The 21608-nt window shown below is 68.5% G+C and carries 21 protein-coding genes; 6 read left to right on the top strand and 15 right to left on the bottom strand.

Features of this window, described 5'->3' with window-relative positions:
• Positions 1-4 precede the first annotated feature (4 nt).
• Together purU and CJ179_RS19350 are read right to left on the bottom strand one after the other, a co-directional pair.
• Positions 5-889, bottom strand: a complete 885-nt coding sequence (gene purU / locus CJ179_RS19345; protein ID WP_072939778.1) for a formyltetrahydrofolate deformylase — start codon at positions 887-889, stop codon at positions 5-7.
• Between the two features lie 13 nt (positions 890-902).
• Positions 903-1736 (bottom strand): class I SAM-dependent methyltransferase, encoded by an 834-nt coding sequence (locus CJ179_RS19350; RefSeq protein WP_072939780.1) that lies wholly within the window; start codon positions 1734-1736, stop codon positions 903-905.
• Positions 1737-1793: 57 nt separating this feature from the next.
• Here CJ179_RS19350 and deoC point away from each other — a divergent pair, with 57 nt between their 5' ends.
• Positions 1794-2459, top strand: coding sequence for a deoxyribose-phosphate aldolase (deoC, locus tag CJ179_RS19355; RefSeq protein ID WP_072939783.1), 666 nt, complete (start codon positions 1794-1796; stop codon positions 2457-2459).
• 12 nt (positions 2460-2471) lie between these two features.
• On the opposite strand, the gene CJ179_RS19360 is transcribed toward deoC, so the two are convergent.
• Positions 2472-3239, bottom strand: a complete 768-nt coding sequence (locus CJ179_RS19360) for a DUF2993 domain-containing protein (RefSeq protein ID WP_072939786.1) — start codon at positions 3237-3239, stop codon at positions 2472-2474.
• Positions 3240-3352: 113 nt separating this feature from the next.
• Between CJ179_RS19360 and CJ179_RS19365 the strand changes: the two genes are divergently transcribed.
• Positions 3353-3970 (top strand): hypothetical protein, encoded by a 618-nt coding sequence (locus tag CJ179_RS19365; RefSeq protein ID WP_072939789.1) that lies wholly within the window; start codon positions 3353-3355, stop codon positions 3968-3970.
• A gap of 16 nt (positions 3971-3986) precedes the next feature.
• On the opposite strand, the gene CJ179_RS19370 is transcribed toward CJ179_RS19365, so the two are convergent.
• From CJ179_RS19370 to CJ179_RS19385, 4 genes are all read right to left on the bottom strand, one after another.
• Complete coding sequence (locus CJ179_RS19370) at positions 3987-5534, bottom strand: TROVE domain-containing protein (protein ID WP_095862534.1); 1548 nt, start codon at positions 5532-5534, stop codon at positions 3987-3989.
• A gap of 336 nt (positions 5535-5870) precedes the next feature.
• Entirely contained in the window at positions 5871-6668 is a 798-nt protein-coding gene (locus tag CJ179_RS19375; RefSeq protein WP_072939793.1) for an SAM-dependent methyltransferase, read from the bottom strand.
• A gap of 21 nt (positions 6669-6689) precedes the next feature.
• Positions 6690-7190 (bottom strand): DUF2505 domain-containing protein, encoded by a 501-nt coding sequence (locus CJ179_RS19380; protein WP_005560412.1) that lies wholly within the window; start codon positions 7188-7190, stop codon positions 6690-6692.
• A 51-nt stretch (positions 7191-7241) separates the two neighbouring features.
• Entirely contained in the window at positions 7242-7739 is a 498-nt protein-coding gene (locus CJ179_RS19385) for a DUF2505 domain-containing protein (RefSeq protein ID WP_095862535.1), read from the bottom strand.
• Positions 7740-7765: 26 nt separating this feature from the next.
• Here CJ179_RS19385 and CJ179_RS19390 point away from each other — a divergent pair, with 26 nt between their 5' ends.
• Together CJ179_RS19390 and CJ179_RS19395 are read left to right on the top strand one after the other, a co-directional pair.
• A complete protein-coding gene (locus tag CJ179_RS19390; protein WP_095862536.1) occupies positions 7766-8857 on the top strand; it encodes a UDP-N-acetylmuramate dehydrogenase in 1092 nt (363 codons plus the stop codon).
• Between the two features lie 32 nt (positions 8858-8889).
• Positions 8890-10074, top strand: coding sequence for an Ig-like domain-containing protein (locus CJ179_RS19395; protein WP_095862537.1), 1185 nt, complete (start codon positions 8890-8892; stop codon positions 10072-10074).
• A gap of 347 nt (positions 10075-10421) precedes the next feature.
• Here CJ179_RS19395 and CJ179_RS19400 read toward each other — a convergent pair whose 3' ends face one another.
• The 4 genes from CJ179_RS19400 to CJ179_RS19415 all read right to left on the bottom strand — a co-directional run bounded on the left by CJ179_RS19400 (position 10422) and on the right by CJ179_RS19415 (position 16114).
• Complete coding sequence (locus tag CJ179_RS19400) at positions 10422-11168, bottom strand: SDR family NAD(P)-dependent oxidoreductase (RefSeq protein ID WP_072939805.1); 747 nt, start codon at positions 11166-11168, stop codon at positions 10422-10424.
• Positions 11169-11177: 9 nt separating this feature from the next.
• The gene (locus CJ179_RS19405; protein ID WP_072939807.1) at positions 11178-12125 is read right to left on the bottom strand and encodes a TauD/TfdA family dioxygenase; all 948 of its coding nucleotides are present in this window, start codon (positions 12123-12125) and stop codon (positions 11178-11180) included.
• A 170-nt stretch (positions 12126-12295) separates the two neighbouring features.
• On the bottom strand, positions 12296-13594 hold the full coding sequence (locus CJ179_RS19410; RefSeq protein ID WP_095862538.1) for an MFS transporter: 1299 nt from the start codon (positions 13592-13594) through the stop codon (positions 12296-12298).
• Between the two features lie 84 nt (positions 13595-13678).
• Complete coding sequence (locus tag CJ179_RS19415; RefSeq protein WP_095862539.1) at positions 13679-16114, bottom strand: penicillin acylase family protein; 2436 nt, start codon at positions 16112-16114, stop codon at positions 13679-13681.
• A 481-nt stretch (positions 16115-16595) separates the two neighbouring features.
• On the opposite strand from CJ179_RS19415, the gene CJ179_RS19420 reads away from it, so the two are divergent.
• Positions 16596-17870, top strand: coding sequence for an ROK family transcriptional regulator (locus CJ179_RS19420; protein ID WP_072940413.1), 1275 nt, complete (start codon positions 16596-16598; stop codon positions 17868-17870).
• 82 nt (positions 17871-17952) lie between these two features.
• Here the strand turns inward: CJ179_RS19420 and CJ179_RS19425 are convergent, their stop codons facing one another.
• Positions 17953-18537: a DUF742 domain-containing protein gene (locus tag CJ179_RS19425; protein WP_095862540.1), complete on the bottom strand. Its 585-nt coding sequence runs from the start codon at positions 18535-18537 to the stop codon at positions 17953-17955.
• 120 nt (positions 18538-18657) lie between these two features.
• On the opposite strand from CJ179_RS19425, the gene CJ179_RS19430 reads away from it, so the two are divergent.
• Positions 18658-19323, top strand: coding sequence for a cysteine hydrolase family protein (locus tag CJ179_RS19430; protein ID WP_095862541.1), 666 nt, complete (start codon positions 18658-18660; stop codon positions 19321-19323).
• Here the strand turns inward: CJ179_RS19430 and CJ179_RS19435 are convergent.
• The 3 genes from CJ179_RS19435 to CJ179_RS19445 are packed head-to-tail and all read right to left on the bottom strand — an operon-like array spanning position 19316 to position 21577.
• Entirely contained in the window at positions 19316-20347 is a 1032-nt protein-coding gene (locus CJ179_RS19435; RefSeq protein WP_095862542.1) for a tocopherol cyclase family protein, read from the bottom strand. The genes CJ179_RS19430 and CJ179_RS19435 overlap by 8 nt on opposite strands.
• 4 nt (positions 20348-20351) lie before the next feature.
• Positions 20352-20756, bottom strand: coding sequence for a PaaI family thioesterase (locus CJ179_RS19440; RefSeq protein WP_095862752.1), 405 nt, complete (start codon positions 20754-20756; stop codon positions 20352-20354).
• 47 nt (positions 20757-20803) lie between these two features.
• The gene (locus CJ179_RS19445) at positions 20804-21577 is read right to left on the bottom strand and encodes a PIG-L family deacetylase (protein ID WP_095862543.1); all 774 of its coding nucleotides are present in this window, start codon (positions 21575-21577) and stop codon (positions 20804-20806) included.
• Positions 21578-21608: the final 31 nt, after the last annotated feature.

The raw sequence follows: 21608 nt of genomic DNA on the forward strand, positions 1-21608 counted from the left end.
GAAATCAGCTGAACACCACCGTCTTACGGCCGTGTACGAGGACGCGGTCCTCGAGGTGCCAGCGCAGGCCGCGGGACAGCACGAGCTTCTCGATGTCGCGACCCTGCCGGACCATGTCCGCGACCTCGTCGGCGTGGTCGACGCGGATCACGTCCTGCTCGATGATGGGGCCCGCGTCGAGTTCGGCCGTCACGTAGTGGCAGGTCGCGCCGATCAGCTTCACACCACGGGCGAATGCCTGGTGGTACGGGCGGGCGCCGACGAACGACGGCAGGAAGCTGTGGTGGATGTTGATCGCCCGGCCGGCCCAGTGCTCGCACAGTTCCGACGGCAGCACCTGCATGAACCGTGCCAGCACCACAGCATGGGGGTCGTGGGCGTCGACGAGTTCACGCACCTGCTCGAACGCGGGCCCGCGCTCGGCGGGATCCTTCGGGAACGGCACGTGATGGAAGTCGATGCCGTGCTGTCGCGTGACGGCCTCCAGGTCGCGGTGGTTGCCGATCACCGCGCAGATGTCGGCGGGCAACTCGCCTCCGGCCGCGCGGCCCAGCAGGTCGTGGAGGCAGTGCGCCTCCTTGCTCACCAGCAGCACCACCCGTTTGCGCTCGCCCGTGTCGGACACGGTCCACTCGGTCTCCGGGCCGAGTTCGGCGGCGACGGCCGCGAACCGCTCCCGGAGTTCTCCGATCGACATGTCGACGGACGACGCCCGCACCGCCTGACGGGTGAAGAACCAGCCGGTGTCGGCGTCGGCGTGGTACGCCGCCTCGACGATCCAGCCGCCGACCTCGGCGAGGAACGTCGAGATCCGGGCGACGATGCCGGTGCGGTCGGGGCAGCCGAGAGAAAGGACGTACCGGTGGTCCTCGGTCGAAGCAGCGCTCATGGGCACCAGTCTTTCAGGTCGCACTCCGGCCGTTCACCACGGCGGTGCCGACGAGGGTGCCGGCGTCGACGTCGTGGATCGCGCGTTCGGTGAGCAGCTGCAGGAAATCGAGACGGATCTGCTCGACCGTCCGGTCGTCGAACGGGGACAGCGCGCGGCGCAGGTTCCCGCCCATCACGAGGTCCCATACGAACTCGGGTGTCGCGGGAATGATGTTGGACAGCTCCCGGACCTCGGTCGAGTGCGCGCCCAGCTCGCCGAGCCACTGGTGCAGCCCGTCCGGGGTGTCGATGTGTTCGAGCGCGTCGAACGGCGACCCGCCGGAGTCGGCCTCCGGTTCCCGGTGCCGGGCGACAGCGTCGTGGAGCGCCTCGGCGAAGTCCCGTAACGCGCCCCGCCGCCACACCGTGATCCCGACCTTGCCGCCCGGCCGGACGAGGCGCGCGAGCCGGGTGAACGCGGCGTCCATGTGGGGCAGGAAGAACACGCCGTACGAACAGGCGAGTGCGTCGTAGCCTGCCGCCGGGACGGTGCTCGGCGGCTCCCACGTGGTGGCGTCCGCGCGGACGAACTCGATGTTCTGCAGCCCGCGGTCCGATGCCTTCAGGCGCCCCACCTCCAGGAGTTCGTCGGACAGGTCGACGCCGTGGACGAGACCCGACGGACCCACCGCGGTGGCCGCGGGAAGCGCCGAAGACCCTGCGCCGCAGCACACGTCGAGGACGGCGTCCCCGGGGCGCAATCCGAGTTGGAAGGCGAGGGACTGCCCGGCCGGTCCCCACACGGCCGTCGTCAGCCGGTCGAACTCGAGCCGTGCCTCGTCGAAGACCGATCCCGGATCACTCATACGGCGATGCTAGGCCGTGCGGCGGGCCCGGGAAGGCATTGTGCGAAGCTCACAGGTATGTCCGACGTTGCACTGACCCGCTCCCAGGTGGCCGACCTCGTCGACCACACGCTCCTCAAACCCGAGGCCACCACCGACGACGTGAAGGCGCTGATCGACGAGGCGCGTTCGCTCGGTGTGCTCGCAGTCTGCGTGTCGCCGTCGATGCTTCCGGTCAAGGCACCCGGGCTGGTGACCGCGGCGGTGGTCGGGTTCCCGTCGGGGAAGCACCACTCGCTGGTCAAGGGGGCCGAGGCCAGGCTCGCCGTGGATCAGGGCGCCCAGGAGATCGACATGGTGATCGACATCGGTGCCGCCGTGGCAGGCGACTTCAACGCGGTGCTCGCCGACGTCCTCACCGTGCGCGAGGCAGTCGGCGACAGCACCGTCCTCAAGGTGATCCTCGAGACCGCCGCGCTGAGCGACGAGGCGATCGTGGAAGCGTGCCGGGCCGCCGAGCGGGCAGGCGCGAACTTCGTGAAGACGTCCACCGGGTTCCACCCGGCCGGGGGAGCGACCGTGGAGGCGGTGCGGTTGATGGCGCAGACCGTCGGCGGGCGGATCGGGGTCAAGGCGAGCGGCGGGATCCGCACCGCGGCGGCCGCGCTCGACATGATCGCGGCCGGTGCGACGCGGCTCGGCCTGTCGGGCACCCGCGCCGTCCTGGACGGACTGCCCGACTGACCCGGCCGCCGATCAGACGAGGAGGCCGCAGCTGCTCTGCTGTTCCTGCTGCTGTTGCTGGGTGGGGGCGGCAGGCATCGTGTAGGCGCCGCCTTCGAGGGTGATCTCGATCGCGTCGTCGGTGACCTTCAGCGCCGTCGGCTGCATGCCCAGCGGGTAGGTCTGCAGGCTCGAGGTCAGGATTTGGACCACGCCGTCGACGAGGTCGGTGGGAAGCCCGAAGCCGAGGATCGCAGCGCCCACCGTGTCGACCTTCACGGTCCCGTTCACGACCTCCGGTTTGACGGTCAGATCCGCGAGCCCGGCCGGGCCGACGGAGAACTTCAGGGTTCCCGCGCTCGAATCGGCGGTGACACCGCTGATCAGCGAGCCGAACGCCTGCTGCTGCAGGGTCGCGAGGATGCCGGCGGTCGACCAGGTGACGTCCGCGTCGGAACTGCCGATGGTGCCGCTGCTGTCCGCGGTGTTCTCGATCCGGATGTCGTTGACCTGGGCGTGCACCTGCATTCCCTGTGCGGGGCCGAACTTGGTGTCGTCGCTGTCGATGGTGATGTAGGGGACGTTCTTGTCGATCGACTGCAGCAGGACCGGCTTCCAGCTCAGTCCCACGTCCACCTGCGAGCCGAGTTGGCTCTCGAACTGGTCTGCCATGCAGGTCTTCACTCTGTGGCGGACGAAGAGTTCGCCGCCGACGAGTACCGCCACGAGCGCGGCGATGACGACCAGAGAGATGACGAGCACACGGTTACTTCGGGGTGCGGAGTTCGTTCGGGCTGCCATTACACGGATTCTTCCCGACAACTCTGAACAAATTCTGTGAATGCGTCGGCGGCGGGTCGTCGAGATCCGTAGAAATTGTGATACCTGCCACAATTGCCCAGTAATGTAGGGGAATGTCCGGATGGTTGGCTCCACGTCCCGGTGACCCGGAGCGCGAAGGTGTCGGTGAAGAGCTGACACGCGTCGCGACGGCTCAGGCGGGTTTCTTCACCACTGCGCAGGTGCTGCGCCTCGGGTTCGCTGCCGACGAGATCGGCGAGCGACTCGCCGACGGCTCATGGGTCAAGATAGAGCGAGACCTGTTCCGCTTGAAGGATTGTCCGCACTCCGATCTCGAGGAATTCGCAAAATGGTGCACCTGGTTCGGTGCCGCCGCCGCGGTCTCCCACCAGAGTGCCGCCGAACTTCACGGTCTCGGACACCTGTACCCGCGGTTCATCCACCTCTCGACGGTGCTGTCGCCGCCCTCGCCGACTCAGCAGCTGGCGCTGCACCGGCGGTCACTCCGCCCGGAGGACTGCGAGCAGGTCGGCCCGCTGCGCATCACCACGCCGCTGTGCACGGCCCTCGACCTCGCCGCCAGCGGAATCTCGCAGGAACTGCTCGACGAGGTGGTCGCCGACGGCGTCGCGATCGGGCGACTGAACGCCCGCGCACTGCACGGCGAATGCGGATCCCTGCCGGCGCAGGTGGCGCAGCGCGTCGAACACGCACTGGCCACCTGCACCTGACGGAATACCGCGGCACTCAGAACGGCCACTCGCCGTCCCGGGTGCCCTCCATCAGTGGGATCATCGAGAACCCCGCGTCCGACAGTCCGCCGAACGTGTGACGGTTCGCGGACCCCGCCGGCCCGTGACCGTGCCGGTAGCCCGCCACGTTCCACGTGTAGACGGGGACGTCGGCCGGGACGTGCCGGATCGGATCTCCCCACGCCGCCTGCTCGTCGGTGACGATGACGACGCGATCGTGGCCGCGGTAATGCTTCCGCACCGCCGATGCCGTGTCGGTGCCGCCCAGGTCGCCGAAGCTGTCGACCACCCGCAGGACCGCCTGATGCACGAACGGAACGATCCGGCTGTCCGTGCCGAACTCGACGAGGTCCGCCTGCTCGGCTCGTGCCGCCAGCACGGTGCCGAACACGGCGGCCGCGTCCGCCCTCGTCAGTTCCGACCGCGCCGAGACGCGGCTGTAGAACATCGACCCGGACCGGTCGACGAGAACCAGGGTGCGGCCGGGCAGCGACGGGACCGCGGACGGTGATGCCCCGAGCGCACGCTCGAGCGCGTGCCCCCACCGCAGGCTCGGCGCGTTCCGGTACGCCGCGAGGAAGCGCATCGGCAGCTGCCGCGACTTCGCGACCTCCCCCGGATCGGCGATCCGGGCCGCCACCTGCTCGGCGACGTGGTCGGGGATCCCGGCCTCGTCGAAGTTCCGCAGGTTGCGGAGAAGCCCCATGAATCCCATGGACGGGATCACCGCCTGCCAGGCCGCGGCATCCATCGGTCCCTGCAGCCAGCCGGCGAGCGACTCCCACGTCATGCCGGCCGCCGACAGCCGCTCCGGGGCCCGGAGAACGGCACGCCGGTCCTCCGGCGGGAGTGCCGCCAGCGCCGACCGTTCCGTGAGCATGCGCAGACCGGCAGGCACGGCGTTCTCGCGACCCTGCCGCCGGTCGATCGCGTGCCGGAACAGCTCGCCCTGCCACGCCGCCGACGGCGACGCGTGGGTGAGCTCGAGAACGTCGCCGAAGCGGACGTCCCTGCTCTCGGAATCCCACTTCAGCAGTGAGCGTTCCGAGTACAGCCGGGCGGCGGCGTCCGCGACACCGCGCTTGACCGGCTTCGGGATCGAACGGCCGTGCCGGGACATCCAGTACGCGAGGATCTCGCCCGGCTCGTCGGCCCGCTCCAGTGCGGAGGAGATGACGGCACGGTTGCCGCCGTGCAGACCGGCACCCAGCCGGGCCCGGACGAACTCGGCTGCGGCCACCACCGACGCCGAACGCAGATGCGCATCGCGGCGCAGCCACCCGATCAGGCGGGCGGTCCACTCCGGGTCCGACAGTGCGACTTCGTGGATCAGCGCGACGAACCGCCCGTCGCAGTCCGAAGCCGACTCGTAGAACGTGTGCTCACCGACCATGTTCGTGACCGCGAGGAGGAACAGCTCACTCTTCGCGTCGCGGGCGTAGCCGCTGCCGCCCTCGAAGGTGCGGCCCGACGGTTGCGTCTCCGACGTGATGGGGCTCCGTACCTTGTTGCGGCGCAGCATCTTCGGGTTGAACTTGCTCATGGTCGTTCCTCCTTCCGGGAGGTGCCGGTGCTCGTGGGTGCGCGCCACCCGAGGTCGAGGCGACGACGGGGTGCGGAGTCGAACCGCGTGCCCCACGCACTTCACCAGAGAAGTATCCGTCGTCTGCGCACCGGGTGCGCGCACACATGTCGTGCCGAGTTCGAAGTCGGCGGAGGCACGGACGCGCTCTACCACTGAGCTACAGGGACCTGCGTCCCTGACCGGATTCGAACCGGCGACCACGCGATCCACAGTCGAAGTAGCCCTCGCCTGCGCACCGGCACAACATGTTTCGTGAACCGACTCTACGGGGCGCGTCGGGGGATGTCGCGTGAATTAATTCGTGCCGGAACCGGGTGCGACCAGATCCCACGGAACGGTGAGAATGTTGTCGCGGATCCGGCGGCGCTGCGGTTGCACGGGAAGTCCCTGCGCGCGCAGCAGTTCGAGGGCGGCCCGCCACCGCACCCGCGGTCCGAACGAGCCGTGCGGCGCCGCGGTGGCCCACGCGCGATCCGCCGCCGCGAGGAGGGCGTGGACCGGCTCACCCGGGACGTTCCGATGGATCAGCGCCTTGGGCAGTCGTTCGGCGATGTCCGACGGCTTCTCCACCGCGAACGGATCCCACGCCAGTGTCAGCGACAGCGGGCGGATGGCGTCGAGCAGCACCCACGCGCAGCGGCGGCCCAGCTCGTCACACGTGCCGTCGAGGATCAACCCGCCCGGTGCGAGCCCGGACTGCATCCGCGCCCAGGCAGGCCCGACCGCATCCTCGGGGTACTGCCGCAGCACGTTGAACGCACGGACCAGGACGGGACGCAGTCCGGAGAGTTCGAACCCGCCGCGGGCGAAACTCACTCCGTTCCTGCTCTCGACCACTCGCTCGGGGTCGATCTCGAGCCCGACCACCCGGCGGTCGCCGCGCACGGCGGTCAACCGGTCGGCGAGCTCGAACGTGGTGTGCGGCCGGGCGCCGTACCCGAGGTCGACGACGAGCGGGTCAGCGGACGCGTGCAGCGTCCGGCGCACCAGCGCGTCGTGGACGAGCCAGCGGTCGCTGCGGCGCAGCCTGTTGATGCCTGTCGTACCCCGGGTGATGACACCGTGGGGCCGCCTCAGCGTCGCTGAAGTCATGGGAAATCCGTGCGGTGGGTGCTAGTGCTGCGACAACCAGGTTTCGGTGATCTCGGCCTCGGCACGGAACAGGTCGATCAGATTGACGAGCATCAGCTGCTCGAGCTTTCCACCGATGAACGGCAGGTACACCTTCGCCTCGGACGAGGTGCGGAACGTGCACCCCGTCTCGGTGGCGAACAGCTTCATGGTGCCCGTGAGACTGCCCGGGCCCGCCGGGATCGACGCCTCGTACGTGCCCGTGGTCGGCTCACCGAAGGGCGTGTACGACTCCTTGCGCGTGATGACCATGTCCTTCTTCATCACGGTCTGCGCGATCTCGGGGAGTTCCGACCGCGGCAGGATGTGGTGCAGGACGATGTCGATCCCGTCGTCGTTCACGTCGAAGTGCTCGATGTGATTCTCGGAGTACTTCCGCATCTCCTCGATGCGCGCATCCCAGTAGTCACGGTTGGTGAACGCGTTGTACACCTCTTTGGGGGTGTGCTTGTAACGGGCTGAGTAGTCGATGCGGCGAGCCATGATCGCCTAGGTTACCGGCTGGGACCCAACACAATGGACACCCGCCCCAGGTCAGCTCCCGAGCCACTGCTCGGTGAACTCCTGCTCCTTCGTGATCAGGCGGAGGACCTCGTCCGCGATCGCGTTCTCGATCTTGCCGCCGATGAGCGGGATCCTGACCTCGGCCTTGCCTTCGACCTGCACGTTCGACCCTGAACTGTCGGCCGTCAGCGTCTGGGTTCCGGAGATCGTCGCGGGCGCACCCACGACCTCGGCCGTGAACGTGCCCTCGGCGTGATCGCCGTCGAGCGTGCCCCACGTCTCCGTGCGCTTGATCACGAGGTCGCCCGGACGGACCTTCGAGACGATGCTGGGCAGGTGCTCGGCGGGAATCGACTGCGACATGGCCACCGAGATCGTGCCCGGGCCGGTCGTGACCTGGTCCAGGGTGGCCCCCGGTCCTCCGACCTTGTTCAGACGGTCGCGCCAGTACTGCTCGGTGATCAGGCCCGCATGGACCTGGGCGACGGGAAACGCATAGGACGACGAATGCTCGATGCGGCGGCTCACGATCGGCCACGCTACCGTTTGCGGTTGTGTGGGACGTGAGCATTGTCAGTCAACTCGTCGATTCGGGTGCCTTCGTGTCGGAAAACCTCGAACTGTCGGGGATGACCACGCTGCGGGTCGGCGGGCCGGCGCGGATCGTGGCGGAGTGCCCGACCACGCAGGTCCTCGTCGACGTGGTGAGTCTTCTCGACGCCGCGCACATCCCGACGCTGATCCTCGCCGGCGGCTCCAATCTCGTCGTCGGGGACGACGGATTCGACGGTGTGGTGGTGCGTGTGTGCAACACCACTGTCGGCCTGGAGGAGGGATTCGTCACTGCGGAGGCGGGCGCCGAGTGGGATCAGGTGGTCGCGCAGACCGTCGCCGCCCAACTGGGCGGGCTCGAATGCCTGTCGGGGATCCCCGGGTCGACCGGGGCCACCCCGGTGCAGAACGTCGGCGCGTACGGCGTCGAAATCGGGTCGATGCTGCGGCGGGTGCACCTCCTCGATCGGCGCACCGGCGAGGCGCGCTGGGTCGAACCCGACGCGCTCGGCCTCGGGTACCGCACGAGCGTCCTCAAGCACTCCGACGCGGCACTGGTGCTCGCCGTCGAACTGGCCGTGCATCCCGACGGACTGTCCGAGCCGCTGCGCTACCGCGAACTCGTCTCGGCGCTCGACGGTTCCGAGGGCGACCGGTTGCCGTCGGCGCAGGTCCGGGGTGCCGTGCTGGATCTCCGCCGGGGCAAGGGCATGGTGCTGGACCCCGACGACCACGACACCTGGAGCGCGGGCTCGTTCTTCACCAACCCCGTCGTCTCCGACGGCGAGCTGGCGGGGGTCCTCGCCGCGATCGAGACCCGCCTCGGCGATGTCACCGTTCCGCAGTACCCGGCCGACCGCGGAACCAAGTTGTCTGCCGGTTGGCTGATCGAGCGGTCCGGCTTCTCGAAGGGGTATCCGGGCGAGAACGCCGTCGCGCGGCTGTCGACGAAGCACACACTCGCGTTGACCAATCGCGGCGCCGCGAAGAGCGAAGACCTGCTGGCACTGGCCCGTGACGTCCGGGACGGCGTCCAGTCGGCATTCGGTGTCCGGCTCGAACCCGAACCCGTGACGGTCGGCTGCGCGATCTGAGACAGGTCCGTAGCACAGGTAACCTGTTAGCTGTGCATGAACTGGGTTCTCGGACAAGTCGGTCGCGCGTCGCGCTGATCGCGACGGCGCTGATCGCGTTTCTCCTTTTGCTGACCGGATGCACGGTCGGCTCCGAGTCGGGAACCGCCACCGCGCCGCCCGAACCGGCGGTCGAGGTCACCCAGAATCCGGCGTCGGGCACCGAGGACGTCAGTCCGGTGGCGCCGATCTCCGCGACCACGTCGCAGGGCACGTTCACCGATATCGCCCTCGTCAACGCCGAGGGGAGTGCCGTGCAGGGTGTGCTGTCACCCGACCGGACCACGTTCACCGTCGGGGAGGCGCTGGGCTACGGCGCCACCTACACGTGGAAGGGCACGGCGCTCGGCACGGACGGCAAGTCCGTCGCCGTCGACGGCAGCTTCACCACGCTCGAACCCGACGAGACGATCGGCGCCACACTCAACATCGGCGACGGTCAGGAAGTCGGGATCGCCGCCCCGATCATCGTGCAGTTCCACGATTCCGTCGAGGACAAGGCGGCGGTCGAGAAGGCGATGACCGTCACGACCAACCCGCCCACCCCCGGCTCCTGGGCGTGGCTGCCCGACGACAACGGGTCGAGGGCGCACTGGCGTCCCCAGAACTACTGGGCGCCCGGCACCACCGTCGCCCTGGACGCGAAGCTGTACGGAGTGGACTTCGGCGGGGGAGCGTACGGCGAGCAGGACCTGTCGCTGAACTTCACCGTCGGGCGCAGTCAGATCGTGATCGCGAACGCACCCAGCCACCGCATGCAGGTGGTGCGCGGCGGCGAAACCATCATGGACATCCCCGTCAGCTACGGCGAGGGCAACGAGGCGCGCAACGTCACCCGCAGCGGCATCCACATGGTGACCGAGAAGCACGAGGACTTCCTCATGTCCAACCCGCCGTTCTACGAGAACGTCCGCGAACGGTGGGCGGTCCGCATCTCCAACAACGGCGAGTTCATCCACGCCAACCCCGAGACCATCGGCGTCCAGGGTTCGTCGAACGTCACCAACGGCTGCATCAACCTGTCCCTCGGGGACGCCCAGGAGTACTTCGGCACCGCGTTGTACGGCGACCCCGTCGAGGTGACCGGGACGTCCATCGACCTGTCGGCCGCCGACGGCGACATCTACGACTGGGCGATCAGCTGGCCCGACTGGCAGTCCCTGTCGGCCCTCGCATAGGTGAGCGGCAAAGTGTGCTCGGGCACACTTTGCCGCTCACCTATGGGTTGCCCGCCCGTTCTGAAACTTTCTTCGCACTCGGTGGAACCGAAAGCGGATCCGTTGCGTCTATCTGAATGAGGACGCGTCAACGGCGCCGCGTTCTCAGGTGACACAACTGTGGGGAGTCGTCCGCTGTCGAGGGGTCGACGGACGACCCCGACAGTCCGTTTCGGTCGAAAGTCGTTGATCGGCAGGGGGCTGTGGGATGGGATGGATGTTGCTGGGTTTGGTGACGATCGTGGCGGGACTGTGGGCGGTGGTCCTGTTCCTCGAGCACCAGGACAGGCGGATCGCCGCGAAGTCGCCTACGTCGTACGGTGAAAACGTCCGGACGAAGCCTGATCTCGTGGCTTGACGACGATCTGGTCGATGTTCACGTGGGACGGCCGGGAGGCGACGAACCCGATGACGTCCGCGACGTCTGCGGCCACCAGCGGCGTGATGCCCTCGTAGACCTTGTCGGCCCGATCCTGGTCTCCTTCGAAGCGCACCAGCGAGAATTCGGTTTCCACTGCGCCCGGGGCGATCTCGGTGAGGCGGACCGGCTTGCCGAGCAGTTCCCCGCGCAGCGTGCGGTGCAGGACGGCCTCCGCGTGCTTGGCCGTCGTGTACCCGGCGCCGTTGTCGTACGCCTCGAGCGCCGCCACGGACGTGATGGTGACCACCAGGCCGTCACCCGACTCGATCAACTTCGGCAGCAGCGCCTTGGTGATCCGAAGGGTGCCCAGGACATTGGTCTCCCACATCCACCGCCAGTCGTCGAGGTCGGCCTCGGCGACGGTGGCCAGTCCCTTGGCGCCGCCCGCGTTGTTCACGAGCACGTCGACCCTCGGCAGTACCGCGGCGAACGCATCCACGGAATCCTGGTCCGTGACGTCGAGTTCGAGCGCGGTACCGCCGATGTCTTCGGCGATCTTCTCCAGACGATCCAGTCGCCGAGCCCCGATCACCACATGAAATCCCTGCTCGGCCAGGGTGCGGGCGGTGGCTTCGCCGATTCCGGAGCTCGCTCCGGTGACGACGGCGATGCGGGTGTCAGGTGAAAAGGTCATGCCGACATGTTAGGGCTCGTCGATGACGGAGTAGTCACTCGCGTCGCCCGCGACGCTGCGGCTACGCTCGCCCCGGACGTTGACGGGGACGTCGCCGGCCAGGGTGATGCGGTTGAGTCGCCGGTACTGGTCGTCGTAGTCGGCGACGGCGTAATGCTGAGTGGCACGGTTGTCCCAGATCGCGACATCGCCCGACTGCCAGTTCCACCGGGTGGTGAACTCGAGGGAGATGGCGTGATCCTGCAGAACCTTGAAGAGCGCCTGCGACTGCGTGCTGCTCAGCCCGACCAGCTTCTTGACGAAGTGACCGAGCAGCAGTGTGCGCTCGCCGGTCTCGGGGTGGACCCGCACCACCGGGTGCTCCGTCTCGAAGTAGGTGGACTGGAACTCGGCGCGATACTCCTGCGACTTCTCGTCCTGTGCGCGTTCGGCGCTGGTCGCCGCGTAGTCGTAGACGTTGGTGTGCGTCGCCCACAGGTTGTCGGCGAGGACCTTCAGCGGCTCGGGCAGCGCGTTGTAGGCGGCGACACCCGACGCCCAGGTGGTGGTGCCGCCGTACGTGGGGAGTTCCACCGCGCGCAGGATCGACGCCTTCGGGATGCGGTCGACGAACGTGACGTCGGTGTGCCAGCTGTTGGCCTTGCCGTAGTCGGAGTCGATGGGCAGCACCTTGGTGCCGCGCGAGGTGACGGTCGGGTGCGCCGTGGTGGGGGAGCCCAGAAGCTCCGCGAACTCGTACTGCGAGTCGTCGGTGAGATGTTCCTGGCCGCGGAAGAAGATCACCTTGTGCTCGAGCAGGGCCTGACGGATGAGCGAGACGGTGGCGGGGTCGAGGTGGCCGCCGAGCCGGACGCCGTCGATCCGGGCGCCGATGTGGGCGCCCAGCTTGACGACGCTCGCCGCGTTCTGGGAACCCTCGGCGTCGGTCACGTGCTCGGGCGCGAAATCGATGGACATGGTGGGCCTTTCGGATACCGGAGACGGTGTGGAGTCCTGTAACCGAACCATCGGGGAGTGTGCCGCCGGAAGGATTTGCGTCACCCTGATCGCAACGGGTGGGCGCACGACGACGTCTCCGCCGCACCGGCGGGCGGTGCGGCGGAGACGGGTGATCCATTCTGTCGGCGCTACGCGGCGGCGCGGACCTTCCGGGTGATCGCGATGACGCAGAGCAGGCTGAGCAGCGTGACCGCGGTGAGGTACACGGAGATCGGTGCCGATGAACCCCAGCTCGCGAACAGCGCGGCGGCCACCGTCGGGGCGAGCCCGCCGCCGAGAACCGAACCGATCTGATAGCCGAGTGACGCACCGCTGTACCGGACCTCGGCACTGAACAGTTCGGTGAACAGTGCGGCGATCGGCCCGTACACGATGCCCATGAACACGGCCGTTCCGAGAAGCGCGATCATCATCACCGCGGGGTTGCCGAGATCGATCAGCGGGAACAGCGCCGCCGCCCAGACCGTCAGCCCGACCGAGCCGGTGACGAGCAGTCGCCGGCGGCCGTACCGGTCGGACAGCATCGACGCGACGGGGATGACGATCAGCCACACGAACGAGGCGACCAGCGTGAAGACGAGCACCAGCGTCTTGCTCATGCCCAGGACCTTCGTCGAATAGGACAGCAGGTACGCCATGAAGATGTATCCGACGGTGTTGATGCCGATGAACGCGCCTGCGGACAGCAGCACTTCGCGCAGGTTCTCCCGCAGGACGGTGACGATCGGCAGTCGCTGATCGCGGTGCGTGTCCTTGACCTTCTCGAAGTCGGGGCTCTCGGTGATGGTGAATCGGATGACGAGACCCATCAGCACCATCACCGCGCTGGCGAGGAACGGGATCCGCCAGCCCCACGCCAGGAACGCTTCCTCGCTGAGGCTCGTCGACACTCCGAGGAACACGAGATTCGCCAGGATCAGACCGCCGGGCACGCCCATCTGCGGGAAGCTCCCGTAGAAGCCCTTCCGGTTGGCGGGTGCGTGCTCCACCGCCATCAGCACGGCGCCGCCCCACTCCCCGCCGACCCCAATTCCTTGGACGAAACGCAGGGTGACCAGCAGAATCGGCGCCCAGACGCCGATGGTGGCATAGGTAGGCAGCAGTCCGATGCCGACGGTCGCGCCGCCCATCAGCATCAGCGACAGCACGAGCATGGACTTGCGTCCGATGCGGTCACCGAAGTGGCCCATCACGACGCCGCCGATCGGCCGCGCGACGAAGCCGACCGAGAACGTCGCGAACGCGGCCAGGGTGCCCGCGATCGAGGAGAAGGACGGGAAGAACAGCGGGCCGAACACGATCGCGGCGGCCATGCCGTAGATGAAGTAGTCGTACCACTCGATGGCGGTTCCGATGAGACTGGCGCCGGCCACCTTCAGCGGCCGGACGGGCGCCTGTGGTGTCACGGAGATCTGCGTGGAGGTCATGTCGATGTCCTTCGAGGGCGCCGGGGCGGCGGACGCGCCGCCCCGGCAGGGGGATGAGGAATGCCTACCGAACTGCCGAATCCGTTAGTTCAACGTCACCTCGCCGGACTTGTTCGCATCAACCGACTGTTCGGTCAGGTGGTCGGTCTTGCACTGGAAGTTCCGGTACATGTCCATCTGGTCGCTGTAATGCGGTGACCGCGTGCCGTCCGGTGCGATGAAACCGCTCTGGCCGGGCGGCCCGACGGTGCAGAGGTCGGCGATGCCGTCGCCGAGCACGATGCGGTCGTTCTGGGTTCCGCGATTCATGTACGGCGACAGCGACAGCACCTCGTCGCTACCGGCCTGGGGGACGCCCAGGTAGTTCTTGAAGTCGAACCGGTTCGCGCCGACCGGCAACTTCCAGCCGGCGGGGTCGGGGCCCTGCTCGGCGCGCAGCCGGTCCATCGCCTGGCCGAACGTCGAACGGAGGACGGACATGCGGTCCGCTCCGTTGAAGAAGTCGGTGGTCTGCGGAACGCCGGACTCGTCGCCGCGCAAGGCGTTGTAGACGAGTTTCGTCGCCTCGGCGGGACGTGCGGTGCCCGCGGCGGGGTACACCTTGGCCGCATACGACGCGTACACGTCGTCCGGAAGGTCGTCGCGGATCACCGCATCGAACAGGATCGGCAGCCACGTGCGCATGATCACCGGTTCCGGTCCGTCGTACACGCCGTCCGCATTGTCGTCGGTGGCCTGTCCGTCCCAGTTGCGGAGCAGGTTCACGCCCGAGGCGACAGGGTCGCCGTCCGGTAGTTGCCCGGTGGCCTGCTCCAGGTACGGCAGCAGATAGTCGACGTTGAGGTCGGCGAACGACGCCTGCCGGTTGATGTCCCAGATCTCGCCGGGAGTGAACTTGTCCTTGGCCTCGAGGCGGGTGGTGATGGCCCGCACGCGGTCGACGGGGGACCAGTTGTAGCCGTCGGCGAGTGCGCCTGCCGCGGACTGGTTGTTCCAATTGGCCAGGTAGCCCTGCTCGGGGTTGTACGACTGCGGATTGTCCTCGAAGGACCGGATGCCCTCCCACTCCATGCTGCCGTCACCGACCGCGGGAAGCCGCAGGTCCTGGCCGGCCGGGCGGACGGGCAGTCGACCGGGAGAGACGTAACCGATGTTTCCCTGGTTGTCGGCGTAGTACCAGTTGATGGTGATGGCGACCTTCTTCGCCTGCTCGAGGAACTCGTCCCAGTTGGTGGCCTTCATGATGTCGATCCAGGCGACCAGCGACTGGATCTCGTACCCCGCCCAGCTCTCCTTCAGGGAGTAGGCGCTTCCGTTCGGGGTGTCGAAGCTGGTGACCCGGCCGTGCACCGTCGAGTAGACCGGGTACGCGACGTCTGCCGCGCCGCGCACCTCGATCGTCTCGTTCCGGATCTCCATCGGGCGGTACCCGCCGTCGAATCGGTATGCGTGCTCGTTCGAGGGGTCGAGGACTTCCTGGTAGACGTCGTTGACGTCGAGCGGCCCGGCGGTCGCTCCCCAGGAGATCGTCTTGTTGGTGCCGAACAGAACGGTCGGGACGGCATAGGGGGTGTTGCCCGCGACGTCGAGACCGGCGCCGTGCAAACCCACGCCGTACACATAGGACGGGTTGAACCAGCCGAACTGCGGTCCGTTCATCAGAACGGACGTGCCGTCGGTGGTCTTGTCGGCGCCGACCATCCAGAGGTTGCTGGCCTCGGGTTTCATGTGCGGCCAGTCGCCACCGCCCGCGTTCTCCATGCGAGTCAGATTTGCGTCGGGGAGCGCCTGCGTCACGTCGGAGAGCCCGGCTTCCGCGGACATCGCGTGCGGTTCGTCGCCGGGCGACGTCGACTGGTCGCGGGGGACCGTGGTTGGGGCGGCGGGATCCTCCTCGGCCCAGATCAGCTGGTCGAAGAGTTGCCGGCCCTTCTCCTCGCCGTTCTTCGCCTGCAGGCTCTTCAGGACCTGGAGGTTCGCGAGTTCGCTGCTCGACTGGGAGAATCTGTTTGCCATGGTCTGCACCCAGACCATCGCCACGTCGTACCCGGTCCAGTGCTCCGGCCGGAAATCGCCGTCCAGGAACTGCTTCGGCATCAGGTGATCCGGGTCTGCGGCGACCTCGTCGATCCGCTTGTTGAACCCCTCGGCGTAGCCGTCGAAGATGTCGCGGTCCGCCTGCGGCAGTCGGGAGAGCTGATCCTTGATCGACGGCGGATCGATGCTGCCCCGCGCCGTCTTGTCGATCTCGACGTAGTCGGGTCCGAGCACCTCGGCCGCCGTGCCGACCGAGGACCGCTTGGCCATCTCCATCTGGAACAGGCGATCCTCGGCGACGGAGTAGCCGTATCCGGAGTAGAGCGCGCGCGTGGTGTCGGCGTACACGTGCGGGATTCCGTAGCCGTCCCGCTTGACGGTGATTCCGGCTGCGGTGGACTCCTGCGTTCCGGTGGCCGTGCAGGCCGTCAACAGCACGGTGAGTCCCACTCCGAGGGCGAGCACCGCTCTCGTCGTCTTCATCGACAACTCCGGGCCCGGTGTGCCGACCAGTGACGATCACATCGATACATCTCACTCCTATAACCGTACGTTCGGTTGGTATCCCGACGTATTGTGTCGTGAGACACGGTTGCCCGTCAAGAGTGGCGTCGGTCTCCCGCTGCTGCGGGTGCCGCCACCCCGCAGCAGCGGGAACTGGGGAAGAGGGGTGGCGCGCCGGTACACGCCGAGGCGCCTTCGGATTGGTGAAACCGACCGAAGCTGCTACTTTCGTGACATGTCCTCAGGCCAGTCGACCGCTCCGCGGGTCACCTACGTGACCTCCGCGCTGGGTTCGCGGCTGCCCTTGGCGCGGGAACTGTGTTGTCGCTGTCTCAGCATCTGCAGCTAATTCGCGCAGTCTTCTCCTGATCGATCGTCCTCGATCGTCCCCATCTCCACCCGGGACCGATGCAGCGTTCGGACGAAGGTGCGCACCGCCTCCGCATGCAAGGACTGCCACGTGTCTACCCCCACTCTTTCCAGCCCCACCCGGACCGGATCCGCATCTCGATTCCAGCGGCCCGTGTCCCGACCCCGTCTCCACATCGTTCCTCCCGAACTGCGGATCAGCGACGGCCCCGCCGCCGGCGTTCTGCGGGTGGCCCGGTCCCGCGGGCCGCTGTCCCGGGACGTCGCCGCGAAGGCGACCGGACTGAGCATCGCCACCGTCAACCGTCAGGTGTCGGCGCTCCTCGACCTCGGGTTGCTGCGCGAACGCGGCGACCTCACGCCGTCCGGCGCGATCGGTCGTCCGCGTGTTCCGTTCGAGGTCAACCACGAGCCGTACCTGACCGTGGGCATCCACATCGGTGCGGTCGTGACCAGCATCATCGCCAGCGACCTCCGCGGGAAGGTCCTCGGCGCGGTCGAGGTGCCCACCCCGCAGGGCGCGTCCGCCGACGCGCTGACCGGCATCGCCCGCAGCGCACGGGCCTTCGCGTCCCGCTGGCACCGGCGTCGCCCGCTGTGGGCGGGTGTCGCGCTCGGCGGGCGCGTCGATGCGCAGACCGGTGTCGTCGACCACCCCCGGCTGGGGTGGAAGTCGGCTCAGGTCGGCGCCATCATCGCGACCGGACTCGGGTTGCCCGTCTCCGTCGCGGCGCACGTCGAGGCGATGGCCGCATCCGAGTTGCTGCTGAGCCCGGACAGCGAAGACGGTGTCGCGCAAGGCGAAACGGGTCTGTACTTCTACGCCCGTGAGACGGCCGGAATCGCGATCACGATCGACGGCCGCGTCCACACGCCGTCGAGCGGCCCCGGTTCCATCGCGCACCTGCCGACCGGTTCGTCGGCGCAGTGCTCCTGCGGTTCACGCGGATGCCTCGAGGCGACGATCAGCGATCGCGCGGTCATCTCCGCCGCGCTCGACGCCGGCATCCTCCCCGAGTCGAACCAGCGTCCGACGATGAGCGCGCTCTACAAGGCGGCGTCCTCGGGTTCCGTTCCCGCGCACGAGATTTTGGTGGAACGCGCGCAGGTGCTCGGGAAGACGGTCGCGATGCTGCGGGACCTGTTCAACCCGGACCGCGTGATCCTCGGCGGTCAGGCGTTCACCGAGTACCCGGCCGGAATCCCGCATGTCGCGGAGGCCTTCGCGCAGGCATCGTCGCTGGAGCGCAGGGACATTCGAATCTCCGGATTCGGCAACCGGGTGCAGGAGTACGCGTCGACGGTGGTGTCGCTGAGCACCATCTACTCCGACCCGGTCGGAGCGATGCGCCGCACGTCGCCGTAGCGTCCCAGCAATTCGTCAGCCGCACAGGAAATAGCCTGTGCGGCTGACGAATTCGTGGGCATCTGTCCCGGCGAGCGGGGCTTCAGAGTTTGCGCAGCCCGTCGAGGACGCGTTCCATCAGCTTCCGATCCGGGCCGGTGGATCCGGCCGTCTCGTTCACGGTGACCGCGCCGGCCGCCGCGAGGTCGCCGACGAGCACGCGAGCGACCCCGAGCGGGATCGACGCGAGCGACGCGATCTCGGCCACCGACCGCGGTTCCGAGCACAGCGCGAAGACGCGGCGCAGTTCGTCCGGCGCCGGCATCGCGTCCACGACGGCGTCCCCGTCCGCGCGGGCGACGATGACCGCCTCCAACGGCAGATCGACGCCGGACTCCGTTCGCCCGCCCGTGAGAATGAACGGCCGGACGATGGAGACGGTCTCCTCGGGTTCCGCCCACTCGGTGGCCTCGGAAGTCCGGGGCGCTCGATCGGCGGGTCCGGACACGGCCTCTGCCTGCTCGGGAACGGCCTCGGCCCGGCCGGGCTCCACCCACTCGACCGACTGCGACGGGCTCGGCTCTGCCGTCGGCGACTGCTCTTTCCTGCCGCTTCGGCGTCGGCCGGCCGAACCGAAGCGCGCCCCTGTCGCGCCGATCATCGGCCAGTTCTCATCGCTCACAGTCATCGGTCGGGACCCTTCTCGCACTACCCCACCCGTTCCATGGTCCCAAACCCGCGTTCCATGCCCATGGTCCGGTCCCTGTGATTCCGGCTACAGAGTCCGCGTGAGCGTTAGATTTGCTGCGTGACGCATTGGCGGCAGAACTCGGACCCGTTCCTCGCGCCCGATCTCGGCCGGTCCGCGCTGCTCGTCGTCGACATGCAGGTGGACTTCGTGGACGGCGGGAGGGCCCCGATCCCGGGCACGTCGACGGTGCTGCCCGCGATCGCACGTCTCGTGGACGCCTACCGGGAGTCCTCGGCCCCGATCGTGCACGCCGTCCGGTTGTACGAGGGCGACGACGTGGACCTGTGCCGGCGCCGCGTGATCGCCGCCGGGCTGGATCTGGCCAGGCCGGGCACCCCCGGATCCCAGGTGGCGCCCGAGCTGGGAGTGCCGGGACTCGACCCCGAATCGCTCCTCGCCGGTGACGTCCAGGCCGTCTCGCCCACCGAACACGTCCTGTTCAAGCCGCGGTGGAGTGCGTTCTACCGCACCGGGCTCGACGAGCACCTGCGCCGGTGGCGGGTCGACACCGTGGTGATCGCGGGCTGCAACTACCCCAACTGTCCGCGCGCCACGATCGTCGACGCCAGCGAACGGGACTACAAGGTGCTCGTCGCCGCCGATGCGATCTCGGGCGTCGACGCGCGTCACCTGGAGGAGGCCGGACGGATCGGGGTTCTGCACGCGGAGACCGACGAGATCGTCGAGGCGTTGCAGCCACCCGAACTCGAGGTGATCAGCTGAGGGGCGGAGCCGACGTCGCGTCCGGCGGCGCACCCCGTCTGCGCAGTTCCGCACGCGCCCGCTCGATCCCGCCGTGCTCCAACGCGGCGAGCGGCGATTCGTCCGCCCAGACGAGTTCACCACGGCGGCGGACCGTGACACTCATCGAACCCGCCAGATGCTCGAGGGCGCCGGGAATGTTGCGACGCTCGGCGGGGAGCGGAACCGGAAGCACGTGGGCCGAGCCCAGCGGGGAGGCACCCTCGATCTCGACGCTCCACGTGCGGCCGCGGCCGCGCAGCGACCACCGCTCGTCCGTCACGTGCGCCCGGACGGGGGAGGTGACCGGGTTGCCGAGGCGGAACACCGTGCCGTCGGGCAGCGCGACGACGACGGCCGTGACCTCGGTGCGCAGCCCACCCGCGGTGATCTCGCCGCCGGCGAACGCGACGCATGCCTGCCGGTCGGCGAATCCCTGGGCCTGGCCCCACCACCAGGAGTCGGGGAATCCGCCCCTGCCCCAGTTCTTCTCGCCGTAGACCTGGGCGCCGTCGAGGTCGATCTCGGTGCCGCCCAGAACCGCGGTTCCTTCGGCCCGTCCGCCGAGCAACCACGGATGCCAGTACTGGTTCAGCGCGGGCACGGTCTGGAACACGCTCGATCCGCCGAGCCTGCGACGCGGCCACGGGACCTGGGCACCGATCCGGACGTCGAGGCGGGCGTCCGGTCCGAGATCCACCCGCACGCGGTCGACGGACCCGCGGAACGCGTCGCCGGCGAACGCGCCGAGTCCGGCCGGGTTGGCGTAGCCCTCCGGATGCGCGGCGGTCCGCAGGAACCTCGTGGGGTGACCGGCCAGACCGAGCGTCGCCCAGTGGCCGTCCGCGGCCCTGTTGATTCCGGCCAGCGCGATGACGACCTGTCCGGTCGCGGGCTGGGTGAACCGCCAGAAATAGCCTTCCATCGCGACGTCGTGTGCGGCGAGGACGTTGCCGAACGGCAGATCCGCGCCCGTGGACCGGTACGCCCGCAGCAGTCTCGACACGGGGTCAGCTTCCCGGCTGGGGGTGCAGCACCGCCTGCGACTGCGTCACCTGCGCCACCAGCCGGTCCTCGTCGTCCCGCAGTTCGGTGACGACGGCGACCGTGGTGCGTCCGGCGTGCAGCGGACGCGCGGTCGCGGTGACGGTGCCCTTGCGGACGCCGCGGGTGAACACGGTGCTCGAACTCGTGGTCGACGTGGACGCCCCCGCCGGAAGATTCAGAAACGCGCAGACGGCGCCGACACTGTCGGCGAGGGTCATCAGGGCCCCGCCGTGCATGCCGTTTCCCGCCGTGGTGCGGTGCCGGTCCCACTCGAGGTGCCCGACGACCTCCTCGGGTGCGGCCTTGGTGAGGCGAACCCCGGTGTGCACGGCAAACGGCATGGTCGCGACGAGATCAGCGGGATCCATACCCGTGGATGCTAGGCGCGGACCCGAACCCGCGTAGGCAGTTCCGGTCAGAGCGGCAGCGACGACTCCGCGAGCCCCGCGGGCGCCCCGCGCCGGCGGAACCATTCCTGACCGAACGCCGCCTGCAACTGCTCCTCGGGCATCTGCAGGAACGGGCCGAAGTCCCCGATCTGGGTGGCGTGCGCGTGCATCGCGGCGCGTTTGGCGCCCATCGCCGAGGTGACGTCCACGACCGTGGTGATCTCGGAGTCCGGAAGACCGAACGTGTCGAGGTCCGGTGGCTGGGCGTTCTCGGACCATTCCGGATTCGCGGCCATGAGTCGCCGGATGTGGTCGCGGCTGACGGCGGCCTCGTAGACGTGCGGCACACCGGCCAGTTCGGCGGCCCGGAGGCCCACGTGATGAACCTGGACGTGATCGGGGTGCCCGTAACCACCATTGGGGTCGTAGATGGTGACCACGTCGGCGGATTCCTCGACGAGGATCGCGGCCAGCCGGGCAGCGGCCTCCTCGACGTCGACGTTGCAGAACGCCGCCGGATTCTCGTTCTCCGGCGATCCCGCCATCCCGGAATCCGCGTAGTGCAGCAACACCACACGCTGGGCGCCGAGCAGCGACGTCGACTCCTCGAGTTCGCGGCGCCGACGCTCGGCGAGCGACTCGCCGTCGATCAGGATCCCCTCGGGCGCCTCGCCGAGCGCCCCGTCCGTCGCGGTGACCACGACGACGCGGTGACCGGCGTCGGCGGCCTGACGCATCACGCCGCCGGTGGTGAACACTTCGTCGTCGGGATGGGCGTGGAAACACACCAGGACACTCATGAGCGCAATACTTGCACGTGCTGGAAGTCGC

Source organism: Rhodococcus sp. ACS1, from assembly GCF_002300155.1.
Lineage (GTDB): Bacteria > Actinomycetota > Actinomycetes > Mycobacteriales > Mycobacteriaceae > Rhodococcus_F > Rhodococcus_F koreensis.